Source organism: Amycolatopsis lurida (assembly GCF_900105055.1).
GTDB lineage: Bacteria > Actinomycetota > Actinomycetes > Mycobacteriales > Pseudonocardiaceae > Amycolatopsis > Amycolatopsis lurida.
The window spans coordinates 7790645-7811559 of the sequence record NZ_FNTA01000004.1; the positions used below are offsets into that span (position 1 = coordinate 7790645).

Below are 20915 nucleotides of genomic sequence, written 5' to 3' on the forward strand. Positions count from 1 at the left end.
CGTGCCCCACGGAACCGCCTGGCGCAGCCCTTATTCGTGCCGGAGTCCGGGCAGCGGGACGGCGTTCGCCATGGCGGTGAAGCCCTTGTCACCGGGATGGAGGTGATCGCCGGAGTCGAATTCGGGTTTCAGCCGCTGCGGGTCGGCGGGATCGCGGACCACCGCGTCGAAGTCGATGTAGCCGTCGAAGAGCCTGCTGGTCCGGATGAACCGGTTCACCGCCTGCCGCGTTTCCTCGAGCTGCGGAGTGTACGAACCCCAGCCCTTCCACGGCGTGATCGTCGCGCCCAGTACCCGCAGGCCGCGGTCGTGCGCCCTCGTCGCGATCTGCTTCAACGCCGAGATGATCTTGTTCGGATCGGCCTGGTGCGGGGTCTGCTGGATGTCGTTGATGCCTTCGAACACGATCGCCGTCCGCACACCGGACTGGTTCAGGACGTCCCGGTCGAGCCTGGCCAGCGCGTTGACCCCGTAGTTGCCACCGTCGAGCAGCAGGCGGTTCCCGCTGATCCCGGCGTTGAGCACGCCGAGGCGTGCGCTGATCTTGTCGGCGAGCTGATCGGGCCAGCGCACGTTCGCGCCCCAGGTCGAATTCGCCCCGTCGGTGATCGAGTCGCCGATCGCGACGACGCTGCCCCGCAACCCGGTCCCGCGGACGTCCACTCCGGACACGTAGTGCCAGACCGCGGTCTTCTCCGGGAACGCGGCCGCCGACTCGTCGGCCGCCTTGTCGCCGTTCCGGGTGAAGTACGAGTTCTGCAGCGCGAGCGGGTGGTAGGTGACCGGTCCCGACGGCGTCGGGGTGTACGTGGTGACCAGCAGGTCGCCGTCCCTCGGCACGGTCAGCGCCGCGCCGTCGCTGACGATGTCGGCGCCCGCCGGCACGGTGACCTCGCGATCCCCGCCGAAGGTCAGCGTGCGCATCGTGTCGGGCACGGCCTGCGGGGTGTCCGGGCCCGCGGCGACCGCGACGGTCACTCGGCCGAACAGCACCGGAGCGCGGCCGAAGGCGTTGGACAGCCGTACGCGGACCTCGTGCCCGCCGGCGCTGGTGTGCACGATGTTGCGGATCGAGAAGTTCGGGTAGCCGTTGTCGGTCCCGGCCACCCCGGCCGCGGGCGCCGCCGCCCAGGTGCCCACCCAGCCGCTGGTGGCGGAGCCCTCCATCGGGGCGGCCGCGGCACTCGGCATCGAGCCCAGCGCCAGGATTCCCGCTACGGCGAGATACTTCACGCGCATGTCGGTTCACCTCCAACCGGTCGGCTCCACTCATCGTCAAGGAATCACCGGCAACCGGTCAACGCCCTGGACAGGACAGGTTTCTGTCGGGGGCCGTTAGCCTGAACGCCATGAAACCTGCTGCTCTCCGGAAGATCTGCCTCGGCTTCCCCGGTGCCCGCGAGGAGTTCCCGTTCGGGGAGGACAACAGCGTGTTCAAGGTTGCGGGCAAGGTGTTCGCGCTCAGCCCGCTCAAGGCGAAGCCGCTGCGGATCAGCCTCAAATGCGAGCCCGACCTGGCCGTCCGGTTGCGCGCCGAGCATCCGGCGATCATTCCCGGCTACCACCTGAACAAAAGACACTGGAACACCGTCGAACTGGACGGCTCGCTGACCGACGCCTTCGTCCGGGAGATGATCGAAGACTCCTACGACCTGGTCGTCGCGGGCCTGCCGAAACGGGAACAGGAGAAGTTGGACTGGGTCGCGCTCAGCCAGGAGTGAGCGCCTGGGTTTCATCCGGATTTCATCCGACCATGCTCGTCCGGCCTCCTACCGTGGGCGGAGACGGGTGCCGCCCGCCGCACGATGACGCACTCAGCGGGACTTCCTAGGCTGATGCCGTGCTGAGGATCTTGCGGGACCGGTTCCGGGCACGGGTGCAGGCCAGTCTCACCCGTGCCGGGCTGACCCTGCCGTGGTGGGGGGCGTTGTGTGCCAGCGCGGTGAGCTTCGTGTTCACGGTGGTCGCGTTGGTGCAGCGGGACGCGCTGCTACCGCCCGAGCCGATCGCGCTGGCAGGCCTGATCGTGATCGCGCCGTCGGTGATCTGGACGATCACGAACTGGATCATGCCGTGGGTGCGGATGACGGCGCTGATCATCGCCGCCTCGGTGCTGCTCATCGAGCCGGTGCTCCCGGATTTCGCGCCGTTGCTGCTGTTGGTCGCGGCCACCGAAGCGGGCAGTGTCCTGCGGACGACGTGGGGTATCGCCATCGTCACCATCGCGGGCGAGGCCGTTCTGGTCGCGGCGGGGATCTGGGGCGGGCTGATCGGCGGGCCGGTGTACATGGTCGCGATCCTGCTCGGCCTCAGCGGCGGGCTCATGGTCCGCTGGTACACCAGGGTGCTGGACGCCGAACGCGGCAACCGGGACGCCTCCCGCGACAAGGCCCTGCTCGCCGAACGCCAGCGCATCGCGCGTGAGGTGCATGACGTCGTCGGCCATTCGCTCAGCATCACGCTGCTGCACCTGACCGGTGCCCGGCACGCGCTGCAGCAGGACCGCGACGTCGACGAGGCGATCGAAGCGCTCACCGAAGCCGAGCAGGTGGGACGGGCCGCGATGGCCGACATCCGCCGCACGGTCGGCCTGCTCGCCGACTCCCCGTCGGGCAGCGCCCCGCTGCCGGGGGTGGAGGACATCGCGACGCTGGTGGAACGCACTCGCAGCGCCGGGCTGGCGGTGCGCTATACACAGGAAGGCGACCTCGGCCGGGTAGGCGCCTCGGACGGATTGGGCCTCTACCGGATCGTGCAGGAATCATTGGTCAACGTCGTCAAGCATGCCCCCGGAGCGACCGCCGAGGTCCGGCTGAACGCCGGCCGCTCGGGGTTGAAGCTCATCGTCAGCAACACCCTTCCCGCGACCGTCCGGCGCGCGGCGGAGGACGGTTCGGGACTGGCGGGGATGGCCGTCCGCGCGGCCCAGCTCGGCGCCGATCTCAGCGCCGGTCCCAGCGGCAGGCAGTGGGTCGTGCAGGTCACCGTGCCGGGGGCCAAGCCATGATCGCCGCCGAGATCCCGGTGCTGCTGGTCGACGACCAGGAGCTGGTCCGGTCCGGGCTGCGGCGCATCCTGCGGCGCCGCGACGGGTTCGTCATCGCGGGGGAATGCGGTGACGGTTCGGAAGTGCCGGCGGCGCTGGCCGCGCACGAGGTCGACGTCATCGTGATGGACCTGCGGATGAAGAACGTCGGCGGGGTCGAGGCGACCAGGCGGCTGCGGCGGTCCGGTGGGCATCCGCCGGTGCTCGCGCTGACCACCTTCGACGACGACAACCTCTTGGCCGACGCGCTGCGTGCGGGCGCGGCCGGGTACGTCCTCAAGGATTCCCCGGCCGAGGACCTGATCCGGGCCGTGCGGGCGGTCGCCGCGGGCGACGCGTGGCTCGACCCCGGCGTCACCGGGCGGGTGCTCGCCGCGTACCGGCAGGCCGCCGGGAACGGCAGCGGCGGACGCTCGCCGGAACTGCTGACCCCGAGGGAACAGGATGTGCTCAGGGCGATCGGCCGCGGGCTGACCAACGCGGAGATCGCCGCGTCCCTCGTCATTTCGGAGGTGACCGTGAAAAGCCATATCGGCCGGATCTTCACCAAACTCCAGTTGCGGGACCGGGCGGCGGCGATCGTGTACGCGTTCGACCACGGGATCGTGGTGCCGGGCTGATGCTCAACGATGGGGGGAACATGCCGGACTCGCGACTTCGCTTCGAACTACTCGGTCCGTTGCGGGCCTGGCACGGGGAGACTCGGCTGGACCTGGGGCCGGTCCGGCAGCAGGCCGTGCTGGCCGCGCTGCTGCTGCGCCCGGACGTGACCGTCAGCCACTACGAACTCACCGATGGGCTCTGGGAAAAGCCGCCGGAGTCCAACGTGTTGCCGGTGTACGTCCGGCGGCTGCGGCAATGCCTGGACACCTCGGGCCAGAAACCCCGGGACTCGGTGATCGTGTCCGATCGCGGTGGCTACCGGTTCGCCAGCGGCGAGGTCCGGCTGGACGTGGTACGGCTGGAGGAGATCGCCGCCGTCGCGGGCGCCGCCGAGGAGTCGGGCGACCTCGTCGCCGCGGTGGACACCTTCGCCGACGCCCTCCGGCTTTTCCACGGCGAGCCGTTGACCGGGCTGCCCGGCGCGTTCGTCCAGGGAGAGCGGCGACGGCTGGAGGAACGCAGGCTTCTGTTGCTGCGCCGGAAACTGCGGGCCCAGCTGAAACTCGGGCGGTTCGACGAGGTGATCGGCGAGCTGTCGGCGCTGGTGTCCGCCGATCCGCCGAGCGAGCCGCTGGCCGCGTTGCTGATGCGGGCGCTCTACGGCGGCGGGCGGCAGGCGGAGGCGCTGGAGGTGTTCACCGACGTCCGCGAGCGGCTGATCGAGCAGCTCGGCGTCGAACCGGGTGAGGAACTGCGGCAGGTGCAGGAAGCGGTGCTGCGCGGGGACGAGACGCGGCTCGGTGTCGCGCCGCGCCGCGAGCCGTCCCGCCGGATCCGTAACGAACTGCCCGCCACCAACGGCGAACTCGTCGGCAGGGATCGGGAACTCGCGCTGCTCGTCGAAGACGGCGATCCGGAGTCGGTCTCGGTCGACGCCGTCGACGGTGTTCCCGGAGCGGGGAAGACCACGCTCGCGGTGCGCGCGGCCCACCGGATCCGCGAGTCCTGTCCGGACGGTGCGCTGTTCGTGGATCTCCACGGCTACACCGAAGGCCGCGAGCCGGTGACGCCGGAGCGAGCGCTGCGGCGGTTGCTGCGCGCGGTCGGTGTCGAGGACGGGGCGATGCCGGACGATCTCGACGAGCTGGCCGCGTCATGGCGGGCGGCGACCGCGCAGCTGCGGTTGCTGCTGGTCCTCGACAACGCCGAGTCCGCGGGCCAGGTGCGGCCGCTGTTGCCGTCCGGGCCGGGCAGCCGCGTGCTGGTGACCAGTCGCCGCCGGCTGTCCGGATTGGACGCGGACCGCCGCGTTTCCCTTGGCGCGCTGGGCCTCGAAGCCGCCGAGCGACTGCTCAGCCGCATCGTGGGAGCGCCGAGGGCGGAGGGGGAGCGGTTCGCCGTGCGTGCGCTCGCCGGGCTGTGCGGGCGGCTGCCCCTCGCGCTGCGGATCGCGGGCGCCCGGTTGCAGAACCGTCCGATGTGGACGTTCAAGGACCTGGTCGACCGGATGTCGGACGACGAGCGCAGGCTCGGCGAACTGACGGCCGAGGATCGCAGCGTCGAGGTGGCGCTGCGCCTGTCCTACGACCAGTTGCGACCCGCCGAGCAGGAGGCGTTCAGCGTGCTCGGCCTGTCGCCGACGACGGAGTTCGACCGGCTGTCGGTCGCCGCCCTGCTGGACTCCTCGCCCGCCGAAGCCGAGCGGCGGCTGGAAAGCCTGGTCGACGCGAGTCTCCTGCAGGAGCCCGCGAGCGGTCGCTACCGGTTGCACGACCTGGTGGCGGTCTATGCCCGCCGGCTCGCCGGGGAGATGCCCGAAGACGCCGCCGACGCGGCTCGGAAACGGGTGTACCGGCTCTACCTCAGCGCCGCTCGCCGGGCGAGCGAGTGGGGCGTCGCACGATTCCCGGTGGAGACCGGGGGACCGTTCACCGGGCAGCGTGACGCTTCCGCCTGGCTCGACGCGGCCGGCGACTTGCCCGAGGTGGTGTCGCAGGCGGCCGAAGCCGGGCTGGCCGGACTCGCGTGCTCGGTCGCCGAGGGGCTGGTCGACTATCTCGCGCGCCAGCAGCGGTACCACGAATGCCGGACGGCGTTGCAGGTCGCGCTGCCGCTGGCCGAACAGGCCGAAGACGGACGCCTGGTCGCGTCGCTGCGGTTCTGCCTTGGCTACGCCTATGCCATGCAAGGTCAACTCGACCGGGCGCGCGGCTGGTTCGACGACGCGCTCCAGGCGGGCCAGGCATCCGGAGACCGCGGGGTGGAGGCGCGGGCACTGGGCGGGCTTGCCATGGCGGACCTGATCGCCGGCAGGCACGATCTCGCGATCCCCGGCACGCGGCGGGTGATGGTCCTGGCCGAGGAGGTGGGGGATCAATGGCTCGCCGAACGGTCACTGTCCGCACTCGGCTATCTCGCTTACCTGCAGGGCGAGCACGAGGAAGCACTCACCCACCTCGGCCGGGCTCGTGAGCTGAGCGAGGAGATCGGCAGCCCGGGGATGCTGGCCAGGGTGCTGTGCCACTGTGGCACGGTCCGGCTGGAGACCGGCAGTTTCGCCGAAGCGGCGTTGGATTTCCGGCGCTCCGTCGAACTCGCCGAGGAGACCACGGACGGCCTGCTGATCGCGACCGCTCTCGCCCGCCTGGGCGCCGCGGAACTGGAGCTGGGGAACCTCGACGCGGCGTTCGAGCTCCAGCGGCGGGCGCTGACGGCGGTCACCGAGGAGACGATCATCGGGATGGAGTCCGAGATCCGCAACCGGCTCGGCCGTACCCATCTCGCCGCGGGCGATCCGGTGGCGGCAAGGGAACACTTCGAGTGGGTGCTCACCACCATCGGCCCCGACGGTGATCCTCTCCAGCGCACTCTCGCGCTGGAAGGTCTGGACCTCACCAGACAGTCGGTACGCCGGCGTTGACGATCGTGAAGCGGTGCCCCGCCATGCTCGTCCGCCAGCGCGCGAAGTAGGCGTCGGCCGCGTCGGCCAGGTGCACCCCGGCGCGGACCTCGTGGACGACGCAAGCCCACTCCGCGCCGTCGCACAGCACCAGTTCCCGCGGTGCCCCGCGCTTGCGGAGCACGGACGCACAGAGGGCGCCGCGCCTACCGACGGTCCCGTCGTCGAGGCAGCGACGGAGGTCTTCGACGGCGTGAGCGGCGGTCTCGAACAACGTCCACCGGTACTTCGGCGACGGGCGGCCGTCGGCCCACGGCGTGGAGAACGCGGCCCAGCTCCAGCCGGGTCCGACGAGCCCGTCCCGTTCCCCGGGACTCGGCGCGTCGTCCCTGGGGAGCACCATGTTGTACGGGGTCCGGCTCGCCGGGCTCATGCACGTCTCCTCGTGGACCTCCGGCCCGCGGCTGCGGACCGGTGCCGGAACCGTAAAGCGGGGCCATGAAATCCCGATGAAACGAGGCTTGCGCCTCGAGAGTGGTTCTCGAGGGGCCAGGGTCTCGGCGAAGTCGAGATAGCGCAGGCCGGCTCTGAACGCTGGCGGTCCAAGGCCCCGGTCGTGAGTGGTGAAGCGTCTTCGCCGGCTTCGGGATGAGATCGCCGTTCTGGACGGCAAGTTCCGGACTGACTTGCGGGCTGACCCCGGTGCGAGGTGTCCACAAGGGACACCTGCCATCGATTGAGCGCCCGATTCAAGTCCTAATGTCCGTTTCTCATGCCGGTCGTGAGTGGTAAAGAGGGTTAGAACGACCATTGCCACTCACGACCCCTGGGTAAAGCGCCCAAACAGGCCGCCAGCGGGCCTGGGTGTCCCTTATGGACGGTCAAGATCCAAGCCTCTTGGTGGTGTCCGCTTCCGTGATCCCGCCACGATCCGCCTCTGTGGCGCAGGCCAGCGGCTATGCGCAGCCGCGACGCCGGCCGTCCAGTGAGCGACTGGGCAGGGCTCGGCGTTGCCGTCGTCGAACCGGCGCTGGAACCGCGATCGTCGCCGGTCACGCCGTTTGCTCGGACGTGACGGATCAGCTCGCCGGGACGATGAGCGAGGCCATCACCTTCGGGATCAGCTCACTGACGAACCGGCCGTCGGCGGGGAGTTCGCTGTCGTCCAGCAGGTAGTTCTGCAGTCCCTGCTCGTACAGCGCGACCAGGACGAGTACCGCGTCGTCCGCGGAGATCGTCAACCGCCTGCCGAGCCGGTCGAGCGTGCCGACCAGGATCGCGCCCAGTTCGGTGTGGAAATGCCGGAACGCGGCGCCGATCCGGTCGCGGATCTCCGGCTGCCGCAGGCCCTGCGTGCGGAATTCCGCGCACAGCAGGTACCAGTCCTTGTCCGCGTTGAGCGCGACCATGAACAGTTCGGCGATCCGTCCGAGCGTGGGGGAGAGGTCTTCGTGCTCGCCGACGGTGGCCGAGCCGAGCACGCTCTCCGTGGCCTCGCGGAACCGTTCGAGCCGGAGGGTGTTCTCCTCCTGGAACAGGGCGAGGAAGAGGTCTTCCTTCGAGCTGAAGTTCGAGTAGAAGGCGCCGCGGGTGAACCCGGCGCGCTCGCAGATCAGCTCGACCGGGGTGTCCCGGATGCCGCGTTCCGAGAAGGCCTCGTACGCCGCGTCGATCAGCCGTCGGCGGGTGTCCGCCCGGCGCCTGGTCATGGTGGCGCCCCGCTCCTCGGTCATCTCGCCATTCTTTCGCATCGGCCCGGTTCACCCGGCTGTGGGACAGGATACATCGTGAATCGGATACACCGTGCATTACGATACGCCATGTATCCAACGACTGCCGGGAGCCGATCGTGTCGTCATTCCTCTATCGCCTCGGCAGGCTGGCCGCTCGCGGGCGCGTGCTGGTCACCGCGTTGTGGCTGGTCATGCTGTGTGTCGCGGGCGGCGCGGCGCTGCTGTTCGGCCAGGGGACCGACGACACGTTCGCGATCCCGGGCTCGGAGTCCCAAGAGGCGCTCGACCACCTCGGGCGGGTCTTCCCTCAGGTGAGCGGGACTTCGGCGCAGTTGGTCGTCCTCGTTCCCGAAGGGCAGCGGGCCGATTCCGCCGTCGTGCGCGACTCCGTCTCCGCCGTGGTGCCGGAGCTGACCGGGGCACCGCAGATCGCGACGGTCGTGGATCCCTTCGACCCGAACGTGCACGACGCGGTGTCGAAGGACGGTCGCGCCGCGCTGGTCACCGTGCAGCTCGACGTCGGGCTCGCCGACATCCAGCCGTCGACGAGGACCGCGCTCGCCGGGATCGCGCAGGACCTCGAGAGCCGGATCGGCCACGGCACCGAGGTGCTCACCGGAGGTGACGCGTTCTCGGACAAGGTGCCGAAGCTCAGTCCCACCGAGGGCATCGGCCTCGTCATCGCGCTCGTGGTGCTGCTGATGGTGTTCGGTTCGTTCATCGCGGCCGGAATGCCTTTGCTGACGGCGATCCTCGGCGTCGGGGTCTCGGTGGCGCTGGTCTACGCGGCGACCTCGGTGGCGACCGTGTCCTCCACGGCGCCGATGCTCGCGGTCATGCTCGGGCTCGCCGTCGGCATCGACTACGCGCTCTTCCTGCTTTCCCGGCACCGGGATCAGCTCGCCGAAGGGCTCGAGGTCGAGGAGTCCATCGCGAGGGCGACCGCCACCGCGGGATCCGCGGTCATCTTCGCCGGGCTCACCGTGGTGATCGCCCTGCTGGGCCTGTTCGTCGCGGGGATCCCGTTCCTGACCACGATGGGCGTCGCGGCGGCGGGCGGTGTCGCCGTCGCGGTGATCGTGGCCATCACGCTCATCCCCGCGCTGCTGGCGTTCGCCGGCGAGCGGCTGCGGCCCAAGAAACCGAAGAAGAGCAAGCGTAAGAAGAAGACGCGCTTCAGCCTCCGCTGGGTCCGGCTCGCCACGAAATCGCCGTGGGTCACGATCGCGCTGATCGTCGGGGTGCTCGCGGTGGCGTCGGCGCCCGCGCTGGATCTCCGCCTCGCCTTGCCGGACAACGGAACCGACGAGGACGGCACGCCTGCCCGCATCGCCTACGACGCCGTCGCCGAACATTTCGGGCCCGGCTTCAACGGCCCGCTGGTGGTCACCGCGGACATCCTGTCGACCACCGACCCGATCGGGATCACCAACGGCATCGCCGACGACATCCGGAAGGTGCCCGGCGTCGCCGTCGTCCCGCTCGCCACGCCGAACCCCAAGGGTGACACCGCGATCATCCAGGTCGTGCCGACGACCGGCGCCTACGACGAGGCGACCGACGACCTCGTCGAACGGCTGCGCGCGATGGAAGGGCAGTTCCAGGAGCGGTACGGCGTGCGGACCGCGGTCACCGGGTTCACCGCCGTCGGCATCGACGTGTCCACACAGCTCGGCGACGCGCTGCTGCCCTTCGGCATCCTGGTCGTCGGGCTTTCGCTGGTGCTGCTGGCGATGGTGTTCCGCTCGATCCTCGTCCCGCTCAAAGCCACCTTCGGGTATCTGCTGTCGATCGGTGCCGCGTTCGGCGCCACGTCGTTCGTGTTCGGGCAAGGACATCTGGCCGAGGCGTTGGGGGTGACCCGAACCGGCAGCGTGATCAGCTTCCTGCCGATCATTCTCATGGGTGTCCTTTTCGGACTCGCCATGGACTACGAAGTGTTCCTGGTGTCCCGGATCCGGGAGGACTACGTCCACCACGGCGACGCGCACAAGGCGATCGAGACGGGTTTCGTGTCCGCGTCGAGGGTCGTGACCGCGGCGGCGGTGATCATGCTGGGCGTGTTCGCCGCGTTCGTGCCCGACGGCAGCGCCACGATCAAACCGATCGCGTTCAGTCTCGCCGTCGGCGTGTTCGTGGACGCCTTCCTCGTGCGGATGACCCTCGTCCCGGCGATCCTCGCGCTGCTGGGCCCGCGCGCCTGGGGCCTGCCGCCCTGGCTGGACCGCAAGCTCCCGGTGTTCGACGCCGAGGGCGACGGTCTCGTCCACGAACTCCGGCTCGCCGACTGGCCCGCGCCCGGCTCGGCGGAAGTGATCAGCGCCGCCGGGCTCCGCGTCGACGACGACCGCGGGCGCACCGTCTTCCGTGACATCGAGCTGCACCTGCGCCCGGGGGAGATCCTTGCCGTGCACGGTTCCGGTCCGGCGGGCAAAAGTGCCCTGCTCTACGCGCTGGCCGGCCGGGTCCCGCACGTGCGCGGCGACTTGAAGGTCCTCGGCCGGGTGCTGCCACAGCACGCGCACGCGGTCCGCCGGAACGTCGCCTTCGTCGCCTGCAAGGAGACCGACGACCCGGCCGGGGAGGTCCGCCGCGCGATCGAGGACGGCGTCGGACTCGTGTTCGTCGACGACCTGGACACCGTCGTCGCCACCGCGCAGCGTGCCGGGTTGAGATCGGCGTTCGCGAGCAGGGCCACGACGTTCGCCGTGTCCTGCCAGAGTCTCGCGATCGTGCGGGATCTGCTGCCCACCACCGCCGTCGCGGGCCTCGCCATGGCGCCCGCCCCCGTCCCCGCCGAGGTCCGCTGATGTCCCGCTTCTTCACCGGCTCCGCCCGTGCGACCGCCTTCGGCCCGCTGACCTGGAAGACCTGGCTCGGGATCGTGCTCGTCCCGGTGATCGTCGCACTCGGTCTGGCGTGGGCGTTCTGGTCGCCCGACGGCGACCACGGCGCGGCCAAGGCCGCCGTGGTCAACAACGACGAGCCGGTGACGGTGAACGGCCAGGTGATCCCGCTCGGCCGGGAACTGGCCGGAAATCTCGTGCACGGCGAGGATTCCGCGTACACCTGGGTGCTCACCGACGCCGAGGACGCGAAGGAAGGCATCTCCGACGGGACGTATTCGGCGGTCGTCACCATCCCGCCGGACTTCTCCGCGCAGGCCACGTCGACGACCGGGAAGCCACTCGACGCGAAGCAGGCGATCATGCGCGTCGAGACATCACAGCGCACCGGCCTCGTCGACCCGGTGGCGAGCCGGGAAGTCGCGAACGCGACGCTCACCGCGCTGAACCGCCAGATCGTCGAGACCTATGTGGACAATCTGTACGTCGGATTCTCTTCGATCCATCAGCAATTGGTGACCGCGGCCGACGGCGGTGACCAGCTCGTCGTCGGGCTGCGCCAGTTGTCCGACGGAACCGGGAAACTGGCCGCGGGAGCGGGAGAACTCGCCGGTGGGGCGGGAAAGCTCAGCGGCGCGGCCGGTCAGCTGGCGGACGGCGCGCGCAAGCTCGCGAACGGGACCGGGCAGCTCGCAACCGGATCCGGCCAGTTGTCGTCGGGGCTGACCAAGGCGGAGAAGGACACCGCGCAACTACCTCGGTTGACCAGGGAACTCGCCGACGGGGCGCAGCAGGTGGCGAACGGCAACAAGCAGCTGGCCGACAAGATCTCGCCACTGGCGGACAAGGTCGTGCGGATCATCGACGCGCTGCCCACGGCGGGCGATTCGGCACGGAAGTTCGCCGAGCTGGCGCGGAAATGCGATCAGGACACCAGGTTCTGCGCCGATCTGAAGGCCGCTTCGGAAAAGCTCACGGCCGATGCCGTGATCCTCGACGGCAAACGCGCCGAGATCCGCGACGCCGTCGTGCGGACGAAGAAGGCGGTGCAGGATCTTTCGGCGGGCTCCCAGAAGGTCGCCGACGGGAACAAGCAGCTCGCGGACAGGTCCACGGAACTCGCGGGCGGCATCGGCACGGCGGCCGACGGCGCGCGGAAACTCGACGCCGGGGTCAAGGCCGCCGACTCCGGGGCCCGGCAGCTTGCCGACGGTTCCGGTCAGCTCGCCGGGGGCGCGACCACCCTGTCCACCGGCGCGGGGGAACTCGCCACCGGCGCCCGCACCGCCGCCGACGGCGCGGAGCGCGCCGAATCCGGCGCTTCGGAGCTGGCCAAGGGCCTCAACGACGGCCTGGGCAAGGTGCCCGACTACACCCAGGCCGAACGCGATCACCTCAAACAGGTCGCCGCCACCCCCGCGATCGCCGACACGGCGGGTTCGGGCACGTTCGGCGAAGGCGCGGTGGCGCTGATCCTCGTGCTGGCGCTGTGGGTGTGCGCGCTGGCGACGTACCAGGTGATCCAGGCGGTGCCGCCGAGCGTGCTCACCACCCGCGAACCGAGCTGGCGGATCATCCTCGCCGCGGCCGTCCCCGGTGCGACGCTGGCGGTGCTGACCGCCTTGATCCTGACCGGGGTGTTCTGGGTGTTCCTCGGCCTGAGCTTCGGAAAGGCCGTCGCCCTGCTGGTGCTTCTCGTCCTCGCGGCGGGGACGTTCACCGTGGTGAACCAAGCACTGGTGGCGATCTTCAAACGGCCTGGCCGCTTCGCCGCCCTCGCGATTCTCGTGCTCACTGTCGGCGCTTCGCTGGTTTCGACCGTGCCCGGCTTCTTCGGGACCGCGCTGGGGATCCTGCCGACCAACGGCGCGCTGGTCGCGTTGCGCTCGCTGCTGACGGGGTCGGACGGCCTGACGTCGGGGATCGTGCAGTTGGTGGTGTGGCTCGGAATCGGGACGCTGGCGATGATCCTGGTGACGGACCGGCGGCGTTCCTTGCCGGGCAGGGAACTTCGGCTGGCGTAGGCCGGTCGTGGTGCCCTGACGGCTCTGCCCAGACTTACCCCCGCCCCGTATGTGACGCACGTCGCTGCCCCATACCCCCTCCAGGTACCGTCAGGCGCTTGCGGTACCCCCCTGGGGTATGTACGTTGGGTCCAGGAGCGGCGCACGGGCCGCCTGGACCACGAGGAGTGTCACGATGAGCGAGAAGACCTACACCGTCACCGGGATGACCTGCGGCCACTGCGCGACTTCGGTCACCGAAGAGGTCTCCAAGATCGACGGCGTCACCGACGTCCGGGTCGATCTGCCGACCGGTGCCGTGACCGTCATCGGTTCCCGTGAACCCGCGGTGGCCGACGTCCGCGCCGCCGTCGAAGAAGCCGGATATCACCTGACCGCCTGAGCGGCTCCACGACCGCGGGTGGCACCCGCACTAAGGACTCCCACGATGAACACAGCAGCGAAGCTTTCCGCTTACGGTGCGGTGCTCGCCCTGGTCGCCGGTGGCGGCTGGGTGACGGGCACGGCTGTCGGTCCGTTCGCCGGCGCGGCCGGCGTGCCCGGTGGCGAGGACGCCGGGCACTCGGACACTCACGGCGGCACCGTCGCGGAAGCGGCGCACGGCAAGCAGGAGCACGAGCCCGCCGGGCTCGCGTCGTCGAAGGGCGGCTACACCCTCACGCCCACCACCGCGACGCTCACCCCCGGGAAGACCGCTCCCTTCACCTTCCGGATCCTCGGCGCCGACGGCGCGCCGGTGACCGCCTACGACGTCGAACACGAGAAGCGGATGCACCTCATCGTCGTCCGCCGCGACACCGCGGGTTTCCAGCACATCCACCCCGAACTCGGGGCGGACGGAACCTGGTCCGTGCCATTGGCCGTCGGGGACGCTGGGGTTTACCGCGTCTTCGCCGACTTCAAGCCCAGCGGCGGCGAGGCGATCACCCTGGGGGCGGACCTCTTCGCCGGCGGGGACTTCCGCCCGGCCGAGTACCGCAGCGCGCACGTCGCCGAGGTCGACGGCTACCAGGTCCACCTCGACGGCGATCTCAAGCCGGGAACGTCGTCGAAGGTGACCCTCACCGTCACCAAGAACGGCCGTGAAGTCACCGATCTCCAGCCGTACCTGGGTGCTTACGGGCACTTGGTCGCGCTGCGCGGCGGCGACCTCGCGTACCTGCACGTCCACCCGGACGGCGAACCCGGTGACGGCCGGACCCCGGCGGGTCCCGCGGTCACGTTCTTCGCCGAGGTCCCGACGGCGGGCACCTACCGGCTGTTCCTGGACTTCCAGCACGAGGGCAAGGTCCGCACCGCCGAATTCACCGTCACGACAGGGGAAGGGAGCCACTGATGAGCACGGACACCACCTCGGTGGCCAAGTCGGAGGTCGAACTCGCGATCACCGGGATGACCTGCGCCTCGTGCGCCATGCGCATCGAGCGGAAGCTGAACAAGCTCGACGGTGTCACGGCCACGGTCAACTACGCGACGGAGAAGGCGACGGTCAGCTACCCGGACGGCATCGAGCCGCGGCAGCTGGTCGAACAGGTCGAGGCGGCCGGGTATTCGGCCGCTTTGCCCGCGGTGGAAAAGGAAGAACCTGCCGAGGAGATCGATCCGATCGCGCCGCTGCGGCAGCGGCTCATCGGTTCCGCCGTGTTGTCGGTGCCGGTGATCGTGCTCGCGATGGTGCCCGCGCTCCAGTTCACCTACTGGCAGTGGATCTCGCTGACGCTGGCCGCGCCGGTGCTGGTCTGGGCGGCGTGGCCGTTTCACAAGGCGGCGTGGGCGAATCTGCGCCACGGCGCGGCCACAATGGACACTCTGATCTCGATGGGCACGCTCGCCGCGTTCCTGTGGTCGTTGTACGCCTTGCTGTTCGGCACCGCCGGAACGCCGGGGATGACGCATCCCTTCGAGCTCACCGTCCAGCGGATGGCGGGCGACGGCAACATCTATCTCGAGGTCGCCGCCGGCGTCACGACGTTCATCCTCGCCGGACGCTATTTCGAGGCGCGGTCCAAGCGGCGGGCCGGTGCCGCGTTGCGGGCCCTGCTCGAACTCGGCGCGAAGGACGTCGCGGTGCTTCGCGACGGCAAGGAAGTGCGTGTCCCGATCGGTGAACTCGCGGTGGGCGAGGAATTCGTGGTCCGGCCGGGGGAGAAGATCGCGACCGACGGCGTGATCACCGAAGGCGCGTCGGCGGTCGACGCGAGCATGCTGACCGGGGAAAGCGTTCCGGTGGAGGTCGTCCCCGGTGACACGGTGGCGGGCGCGACGGTCAACGCGGGCGGCAGGCTCGTCGTCCGGGCCACGCGGGTCGGCGCCGACACGCAGCTGGCGCAGATGGCGAAGCTCGTCGAGGCGGCGCAGACCGGGAAGGCACAGGTTCAGCGGCTGGCGGACCGGGTTTCGGCGGTCTTCGTGCCGATCGTGATCGCGCTCGCCGTCGGCACGCTGATGTTCTGGCTCGGCACCGGCGGTTCGGTGGCGGCGGCGTTCACCGCGGCGGTCGCCGTGCTGATCATCGCCTGCCCGTGCGCACTGGGCCTGGCGACCCCGACCGCGTTGCTGGTGGGCACCGGGCGGGGCGCGCAGCTCGGAATCCTGATCAAGGGCCCGGAAGTGCTGGAATCGACCCGTGCGGTCGACACGGTCGTCCTCGACAAGACGGGCACCGTCACGACGGGGCAGATGTCGCTGGTGGCGGTCCACGTCGCCGACGGTGTCGACGAGGAGAAGACGCTGCGGCTGGCCGGGGCGTTGGAGAACGCGTCGGAACACCCGATCGCGCAGGCCATCGCCCGCGCGGCTCGGGAACGCACCGGGGAGCTCCCGGCCGTCGAAGAGTTCGCCACTCTCGAAGGCCTTGGCGTGCAAGGAATCGTCGAGGGTTCGGCGGTGCTGGTCGGCCGGAGCGCGTTGCTGGAGCAGTGGAGTCACCACCTGACGCCCGAGCTGGCGGAAGCCAAGGCGGCGGAGGAGAAACTCGGCCGCACGGCGGTCGTGGTCGGCTGGGACGGCGAGGCCAGGGCGGTCCTGGTCGTCGCGGACACCGTGAAGCCGTCGTCCGCCGAGGCGATCTCCCGGTTGCGTGAACTGGGGCTCACCCCGGTCCTGCTGACCGGCGACAACGAAGCCGTGGCCAAGGCGGTGGCCGCCGAGGTCGGGATCGACACGGTGATCGCCGAGGTGCTGCCGAAGGACAAGGTCGACGTGGTCAAGCGGCTCCAAGGCGAGGGCAAGGTCGTGGCGATGGTGGGCGACGGCGTCAACGACGCGGCCGCGCTGGCACAGGCCGACCTCGGCCTGGCGATGGGCACCGGTACCGACGTCGCCATCGAGGCCGGTGACCTGACCCTGGTCCGCGGTGACCTGCGGGCCGCGGTGGACGCGATCCGGCTTTCCCGGCGGACGCTGCGCACCATCAAGGGCAACCTGTTCTGGGCCTTCGCCTACAACGTCGGCGCGCTGCCACTGGCGGCGGCGGGCCTGCTCAACCCGATGATCGCCGGCGCCGCGATGGCCTTCAGCTCGGTCTTCGTGGTGTTCAACAGCCTGCGCCTGCGCGGGTTCCGGAGCATCACCGCTTGACGAGCGGACCAGACCTCCTCCAGTATGAACAAGCGTTCATGAACGCACGTTCATAACGGAGGAGGTTCTGGTATGTCCGGCATCGTCAACACCGCGCAGTCGGAGGCGTGGAACGGCTACGAGGGACGGCATTGGGCCGAGCACGACGAGCGCTACGACGCGGTGAACAGCGGGTTCAACGAATTCCTGTTCGACGCCGCCGGAATCGGCGAGCGGGACCGGGTGCTCGACATCGGCTGCGGCAACGGTCAGGTGACCAGACTCGCCGCCGTCCGTGCTCCGCTCGGGGGAGCGACCGGGATCGACCTGTCCGCGCCCATGCTCGCGACGGCGCGGGCCCGCGCGGAGGCCGAAGGCGTCACGAACGTGCTGTTCGAACAGGGGGACGTCCAGGTCTTCCCGTTCGGGGACGGGGTTTTCGACGTCGCGCTCAGCCGGTTCGCGGTGACGTTCTTCGCCGATCCAATCGCCGCTTTCGCCAACGTGCACCGCGCGCTGCGGCCGGGTGGGAAGCTCGCGTTCCTGTGCATGACCGCACTCGCCGGAACCGATCTCGGTGCCGTTTTCGGTGCACTGGCACCGTTTCTGCCGACCCCGACCGGTGAGGACGGCACGGGGCCGACGGCGTTCGCCGACCCGGCGCGGGTCCGCTCGGTGCTGACCGGTGCCGGATTCGCCGACGTCGCCTGCGACCGTGTCGAGGCGGACCAGGTCTGGGGAAGCGATGTTCCCGACGCGGCCGGATTCATCGCGGACTGGGGGCCGGTGAAGTACCACCTCGGCCAAGTGAGCGCCGAAGCGGCAGAGAGTGCGCGAGAAGCGCTTTCGGCCGCACTGCGGCCATTCGAGGGGCCCGGCGGTGTCCGGTTGCGCGGCGCCGCCTGGCTGGTCAGGGCGAACTCCTGATGTCACCGAGAAAAGCGGCGGCCCTGCGGCACACGGAGGACGGCCGGAGTCTGCGCGAGCACTTGATCGATACCGCCGCGGACCTGATTTCCGCGCACGGCACCGCGGAACTCACGGTGCGGGCGATCGCGCGGGCGGCGGGAGTCGCCGATGGTGTGCTGTACAACCATTTCGCCGACAAGGAGGAGTTGCTGGCCGACGCCTTGGCAGAGCACGTACGGAGAGCGGAAGCCGGGCTCGGCGAGCTTCCCGAGCCCGGTTCGGCCACGGTCGAGGCCAACCTCCGCGCCCAGCTGGCCTATGGATTGGCTCTGCACAAGGAGATCCTGCCCGCTTTCGTCGGCCTCCTCGCCCGTCCCGTCGTGCTCGCGCGGTTCGGCGAACGGGCGGGCGGCGGCGAGACCTGGCGCGATCGTCTCGCCGGATACCTGCGGGCGGAAAAGGAACTCGGCAGGCTGGGCGGCGATGTCGACGCGGCGGCGGCCATGCTGGTCGGCGTCTGCCATGAGACGGTGCTCTCCGGTCTGCTTCCGCACGGCCCGGCGGTGACCACTTCGCCGGAGGTGGAAGCCGTGGTCAGGACGGTGCTAAAAGGTATCGCGGCCCGATGAGCTCCGGCACGGGTTGATCGGCGGGCGTTCTGGGTAACTCGGATGTGCGACTTCAGCAGGGAGGCCGCGCGCGCGACGGGAAGGGTGGCTCCATGATCAGTATCGCGGAGCATCCGGTGCCGGGGACCTGGGTGCTTGACCTGCGAGCCACGACGCCACGGGCGTTGCCGGACATGCGTGCCTGGGTGGTCAGATGCCTTCCCGATCTCGGTGAGAAACACCTCGACGACGTCCTGCTCGCGGCGACGGAACTCGTCGCCAACGCCTATGTGCACGGGGGTGGCGCACGCCACATCCAGTTGTGGCGTGGCGTGACTCCCTGCGCGGTGCGGATCGAGGTCGCGGACGTCAGTGTCGAGCAACCCCGGGCGCGGTGTTCGCAGATCGAGGATCCTCGCGGACGGGGGCTGCTCGTGGTCGACGGGGTGGCGGTGCAGTGGGGCGTCCGGCGCGAGTCGGTGCGGGGCGGGAAGATCGTCTGGGCGCACATCCGGTGCGGCGGCGGCTGTCCGGAAGCGCTCCCGCGCGTGCGCACGAGGCGCTCCCGGAACTGACCGGACTCAGACCGCGCGGCGTGCGGTGAACAGGCCGAGCGCGGAGATGGTCGCGAAACCGAACAACAGCCACCTCGCCGACGTCACCACCGAAGTACCGCCGAAGTTGACCAGCAGACCGGCGACCGCCGCGCCGAACGCGGTCGACATCGTCAGGATGGTCGCGATCGCGGCCGCCGCCTGCCCGCCCTCGCCGTCCGGGGCGGAGGTCATCGCCGCGACGGACAGATGAGGCATCGCGATGCCGATTCCGGTGCCACCGAGGAAGAGCACGGGCAGCCAGGCGAGGACGACGGGCAGCGACGGCTGCTCGGTCTGCAGCAGCCCCAACAGCGCGAATCCGGCGGCCAGGCAGGCGGGCCCGGCGACCACGAGCCGTCGTGTCTTACGCGACGAAGCGCTGACGAGCTGGCTCACCGACCAGCCCATCGACAGCGCGGCGGCGAAGAATCCCGCCGCCGCGGGCGGAAGCCCGCCCAGCCGCTGGCCGAAAAACGGCAAGAACGTCTCCACCGCGACGCCGGACGCCAGCACCATGATGGTCAGGTAGATCCACCGCAGCCGTGAGCCCCGCCGGTACACCGAACCGGGCAGCACGCTCGTCGCCGCACGGTTTTCCGTCACCAGGAACGCGCACACGAGCACGAGACCCAGCGCGAGGAACCCCGCCATCGCGAGGACGTCGGACAGGATTCCGGCCACACTCACCGCCCCGGCGGCGCCGACGATCAGAGCCAGCGGAACGGCCGGGACCGGCGGCGACTGTTCCGGGCGTTCGCCGGTGGGAAGCGCCCGGGGCACGAAGATCGCCAGTATTCCCGCCACCACGGCGAGGATCGCGAACGCCGACCGCCACGAACCGAACTGTGCCGAGAACCCGCCGAGCGCGGGGCCCGCGAAGTTCCCCACCCCGAACATCGCGGAGATCAGGGCGCTGCCCCGGCTCCAGAGCCGTGGCGGCAACGCCGAATGGATCAGCGCGAAGCCCAGCCCGGTCAGCAGGCCGGCGCCGAGCCCCTGTGTCCCGCGCCCGACCAGGAGGATCGGCATCGACGGGCTCGCCGCGCACAGGACCGAGCCCGCGGCGAAGACAGCGAAGCCGAGCAGATAAGAAGCCTTGCCACCGAAGCGGGAAAGGGTCTGGCCCACCAGCATGGTCGCGACGACCTGGGCGACCAGGAACGCCGTCATGGTCCAGGCGTACAGCGAACGCCCGCCGATGTCCTGGACGGCGGTCGGCAGCAGGCTCGCCGCCACGTAGATGGTGATCGCGCCGACGAGCACACCACCCGCCAGTACCGCCGCCGTGCTCGTATGGCGGCCCAATTCCCGCCATGACCCGACTTCTTGCCCGATGCTCACGCGGTTCTCCCTGTTGTCGAAAGGATTGCGCTTCGCATCCTGTCGGCGCGGGACACCCCGGTAATCGGACAAATCAGACGTGAATCACGTCACATTCTCGTGCGGCCTTCGATGGCGGCACGGGCGGCCTCGACCGACTTCCGGACGACGACTTCCGTGGAGTAGCCCTGTTTCTTGAAGACGCCGTCGAGGTAGAACGTGCCGTAGCCGTGCGCCTGGGTGAACAGCTGCTCCATCAGTTCGAGCCCGTCCTGCGGCCGGTCCGAGACGGTCAGGCAGAGCATGACGAACTGGTCGGTCAGGCGGCGGGTCTGCTCGTGCAGGCTGGCGTGCTCGGGCCCCTGCAAGCCATCCGAGTAGATGATGTTCATCCCGGCGCGGCGTTCGATGAGGTACTCCGTGTACGCGCCGGCGGCCGCGGCGAGCGCGGCGACAGGTTCACTCTCGGCCTCGATGGCTTCCTGCACCCTGTCGGCCAGTTGGCAGGCGACGGTGGCCGCGAGCGCGGCGAGCAGGCTCTCCTTGTCCGGGAAGTGCCGATAGGGCGCGCCTGGGCTGACTTTCGCGCGCCTTGCGACCTCGGCAACCGAGAAGGCGCCGAGCCCTTGCTCGGCGATCAGGTCCAGCGAGACCCGCACGAGTTCGGCGCGAAGGTCGCCGTGATGGTACTTGCCGCCCATGTCGTGGATCACACCGTCCCGGTCGCGGAATATGTAAGAGCCCTCTTACGCTCGTTGTAAGTGACCTCTTAC

The 20915-nt window shown here is 69.9% G+C and carries 17 protein-coding genes; 12 read left to right on the forward strand and 5 right to left on the reverse strand.

All coding sequences use genetic code 11. The features are described 5' to 3' along the window. Window positions 1-30: 30 nt before the first annotated feature. The gene (locus BLW75_RS41925) at window positions 31-1239 is read right to left on the reverse strand and encodes an SGNH/GDSL hydrolase family protein (protein WP_034316889.1); all 1209 of its coding nucleotides are present in this window, start codon (window positions 1237-1239) and stop codon (window positions 31-33) included. A 110-nt stretch (window positions 1240-1349) separates the two neighbouring features. Here BLW75_RS41925 and BLW75_RS41930 point away from each other — a divergent pair, with 110 nt between their 5' ends. The 4 genes from BLW75_RS41930 to BLW75_RS41945 all read left to right on the forward strand — a co-directional run bounded on the left by BLW75_RS41930 (window position 1350) and on the right by BLW75_RS41945 (window position 6569). Then, the gene (locus tag BLW75_RS41930; protein WP_034316886.1) at window positions 1350-1721 is read left to right on the forward strand and encodes an MmcQ/YjbR family DNA-binding protein; all 372 of its coding nucleotides are present in this window, start codon (window positions 1350-1352) and stop codon (window positions 1719-1721) included. Window positions 1722-1840: 119 nt separating this feature from the next. Then, a complete protein-coding gene (locus BLW75_RS41935; protein WP_034316883.1) occupies window positions 1841-3007 on the forward strand; it encodes a sensor histidine kinase in 1167 nt (388 codons plus the stop codon). Then, window positions 3004-3666: a response regulator gene (locus BLW75_RS41940; RefSeq protein WP_034316880.1), complete on the forward strand. Its 663-nt coding sequence runs from the start codon at window positions 3004-3006 to the stop codon at window positions 3664-3666. The genes BLW75_RS41935 and BLW75_RS41940 overlap by 4 nt, the downstream gene beginning before the upstream one ends. Then, complete coding sequence (locus BLW75_RS41945; RefSeq protein WP_034316877.1) at window positions 3666-6569, forward strand: AfsR/SARP family transcriptional regulator; 2904 nt, start codon at window positions 3666-3668, stop codon at window positions 6567-6569. The genes BLW75_RS41940 and BLW75_RS41945 overlap by 1 nt, the downstream gene beginning before the upstream one ends. Here the strand turns inward: BLW75_RS41945 and BLW75_RS41950 are convergent. Both BLW75_RS41950 and BLW75_RS41955 read right to left on the reverse strand, forming a co-directional pair. After that, the gene (locus BLW75_RS41950) at window positions 6541-6981 is read right to left on the reverse strand and encodes a hypothetical protein (protein WP_034316874.1); all 441 of its coding nucleotides are present in this window, start codon (window positions 6979-6981) and stop codon (window positions 6541-6543) included. The two genes, BLW75_RS41945 and BLW75_RS41950, sit on opposite strands and share 29 nt — an antisense overlap. A gap of 646 nt (window positions 6982-7627) precedes the next feature. Beyond that, window positions 7628-8281: a TetR/AcrR family transcriptional regulator gene (locus BLW75_RS41955; RefSeq protein WP_034316871.1), complete on the reverse strand. Its 654-nt coding sequence runs from the start codon at window positions 8279-8281 to the stop codon at window positions 7628-7630. Between the two features lie 116 nt (window positions 8282-8397). On the opposite strand from BLW75_RS41955, the gene BLW75_RS41960 reads away from it, so the two are divergent. The 8 genes from BLW75_RS41960 (at window position 8398) to BLW75_RS41995 (ending at window position 18801) form a co-directional block, all read left to right on the forward strand. Next, complete coding sequence (locus tag BLW75_RS41960; protein ID WP_034316868.1) at window positions 8398-11091, forward strand: MMPL family transporter; 2694 nt, start codon at window positions 8398-8400, stop codon at window positions 11089-11091. Next, window positions 11091-13151: a YhgE/Pip domain-containing protein gene (locus tag BLW75_RS41965; RefSeq protein WP_034316865.1), complete on the forward strand. Its 2061-nt coding sequence runs from the start codon at window positions 11091-11093 to the stop codon at window positions 13149-13151. Before BLW75_RS41960 ends, BLW75_RS41965 begins: the two co-directional genes overlap by 1 nt. A 175-nt stretch (window positions 13152-13326) precedes the next feature. After that, window positions 13327-13533, forward strand: coding sequence for a heavy-metal-associated domain-containing protein (locus BLW75_RS41970; protein WP_034316862.1), 207 nt, complete (start codon window positions 13327-13329; stop codon window positions 13531-13533). Window positions 13534-13578: 45 nt separating this feature from the next. After that, window positions 13579-14487: a hypothetical protein gene (locus BLW75_RS41975; protein ID WP_034316859.1), complete on the forward strand. Its 909-nt coding sequence runs from the start codon at window positions 13579-13581 to the stop codon at window positions 14485-14487. After that, window positions 14487-16730, forward strand: coding sequence for a heavy metal translocating P-type ATPase (locus tag BLW75_RS41980; RefSeq protein ID WP_034316856.1), 2244 nt, complete (start codon window positions 14487-14489; stop codon window positions 16728-16730). Before BLW75_RS41975 ends, BLW75_RS41980 begins: the two co-directional genes overlap by 1 nt. Window positions 16731-16802: 72 nt before the next feature. After that, complete coding sequence (locus tag BLW75_RS41985; RefSeq protein WP_034316855.1) at window positions 16803-17636, forward strand: class I SAM-dependent methyltransferase; 834 nt, start codon at window positions 16803-16805, stop codon at window positions 17634-17636. After that, window positions 17636-18247: a TetR/AcrR family transcriptional regulator gene (locus BLW75_RS41990; RefSeq protein ID WP_034316850.1), complete on the forward strand. Its 612-nt coding sequence runs from the start codon at window positions 17636-17638 to the stop codon at window positions 18245-18247. Before BLW75_RS41985 ends, BLW75_RS41990 begins: the two co-directional genes overlap by 1 nt. A 92-nt stretch (window positions 18248-18339) precedes the next feature. Continuing rightward, window positions 18340-18801: an ATP-binding protein gene (locus tag BLW75_RS41995; RefSeq protein WP_034316847.1), complete on the forward strand. Its 462-nt coding sequence runs from the start codon at window positions 18340-18342 to the stop codon at window positions 18799-18801. Between the two features lie 6 nt (window positions 18802-18807). Here BLW75_RS41995 and BLW75_RS42000 read toward each other — a convergent pair whose 3' ends face one another. Beyond that, window positions 18808-20163: an MFS transporter gene (locus BLW75_RS42000; protein ID WP_034316949.1), complete on the reverse strand. Its 1356-nt coding sequence runs from the start codon at window positions 20161-20163 to the stop codon at window positions 18808-18810. An 89-nt stretch (window positions 20164-20252) separates the two neighbouring features. Next, window positions 20253-20855, reverse strand: coding sequence for a TetR/AcrR family transcriptional regulator (locus BLW75_RS42005; protein WP_034316844.1), 603 nt, complete (start codon window positions 20853-20855; stop codon window positions 20253-20255). Window positions 20856-20915 lie beyond the last annotated feature (60 nt).

What these genes read in the sequence shown, in the direction of transcription:
- BLW75_RS41925 (WP_034316889.1), bottom strand. Translation starts at nt 1,239, where the DNA reads ATGCGCGTGAAGTATCTCGCCGTAGCGGGAATCCTGGCGCTGGGCTCG.
- BLW75_RS41930 (WP_034316886.1), top strand. Translation starts at nt 1,350, where the DNA reads ATGAAACCTGCTGCTCTCCGGAAGATCTGCCTCGGCTTCCCCGGTGCC.
- BLW75_RS41940 (WP_034316880.1), top strand. Translation starts at nt 3,004, where the DNA reads ATGATCGCCGCCGAGATCCCGGTGCTGCTGGTCGACGACCAGGAGCTG.
- BLW75_RS41945 (WP_034316877.1), top strand. Translation starts at nt 3,666, where the DNA reads ATGCTCAACGATGGGGGGAACATGCCGGACTCGCGACTTCGCTTCGAA.
- BLW75_RS41950 (WP_034316874.1), bottom strand. Translation starts at nt 6,981, where the DNA reads ATGAGCCCGGCGAGCCGGACCCCGTACAACATGGTGCTCCCCAGGGAC.
- BLW75_RS41955 (WP_034316871.1), bottom strand. Translation starts at nt 8,281, where the DNA reads ATGACCGAGGAGCGGGGCGCCACCATGACCAGGCGCCGGGCGGACACC.
- BLW75_RS41965 (WP_034316865.1), top strand. Translation starts at nt 11,091, where the DNA reads ATGTCCCGCTTCTTCACCGGCTCCGCCCGTGCGACCGCCTTCGGCCCG.
- BLW75_RS41970 (WP_034316862.1), top strand. Translation starts at nt 13,327, where the DNA reads ATGAGCGAGAAGACCTACACCGTCACCGGGATGACCTGCGGCCACTGC.
- BLW75_RS41975 (WP_034316859.1), top strand. Translation starts at nt 13,579, where the DNA reads ATGAACACAGCAGCGAAGCTTTCCGCTTACGGTGCGGTGCTCGCCCTG.
- BLW75_RS41980 (WP_034316856.1), top strand. Translation starts at nt 14,487, where the DNA reads ATGAGCACGGACACCACCTCGGTGGCCAAGTCGGAGGTCGAACTCGCG.
- BLW75_RS41985 (WP_034316855.1), top strand. Translation starts at nt 16,803, where the DNA reads ATGTCCGGCATCGTCAACACCGCGCAGTCGGAGGCGTGGAACGGCTAC.
- BLW75_RS41990 (WP_034316850.1), top strand. Translation starts at nt 17,636, where the DNA reads ATGTCACCGAGAAAAGCGGCGGCCCTGCGGCACACGGAGGACGGCCGG.
- BLW75_RS41995 (WP_034316847.1), top strand. Translation starts at nt 18,340, where the DNA reads ATGATCAGTATCGCGGAGCATCCGGTGCCGGGGACCTGGGTGCTTGAC.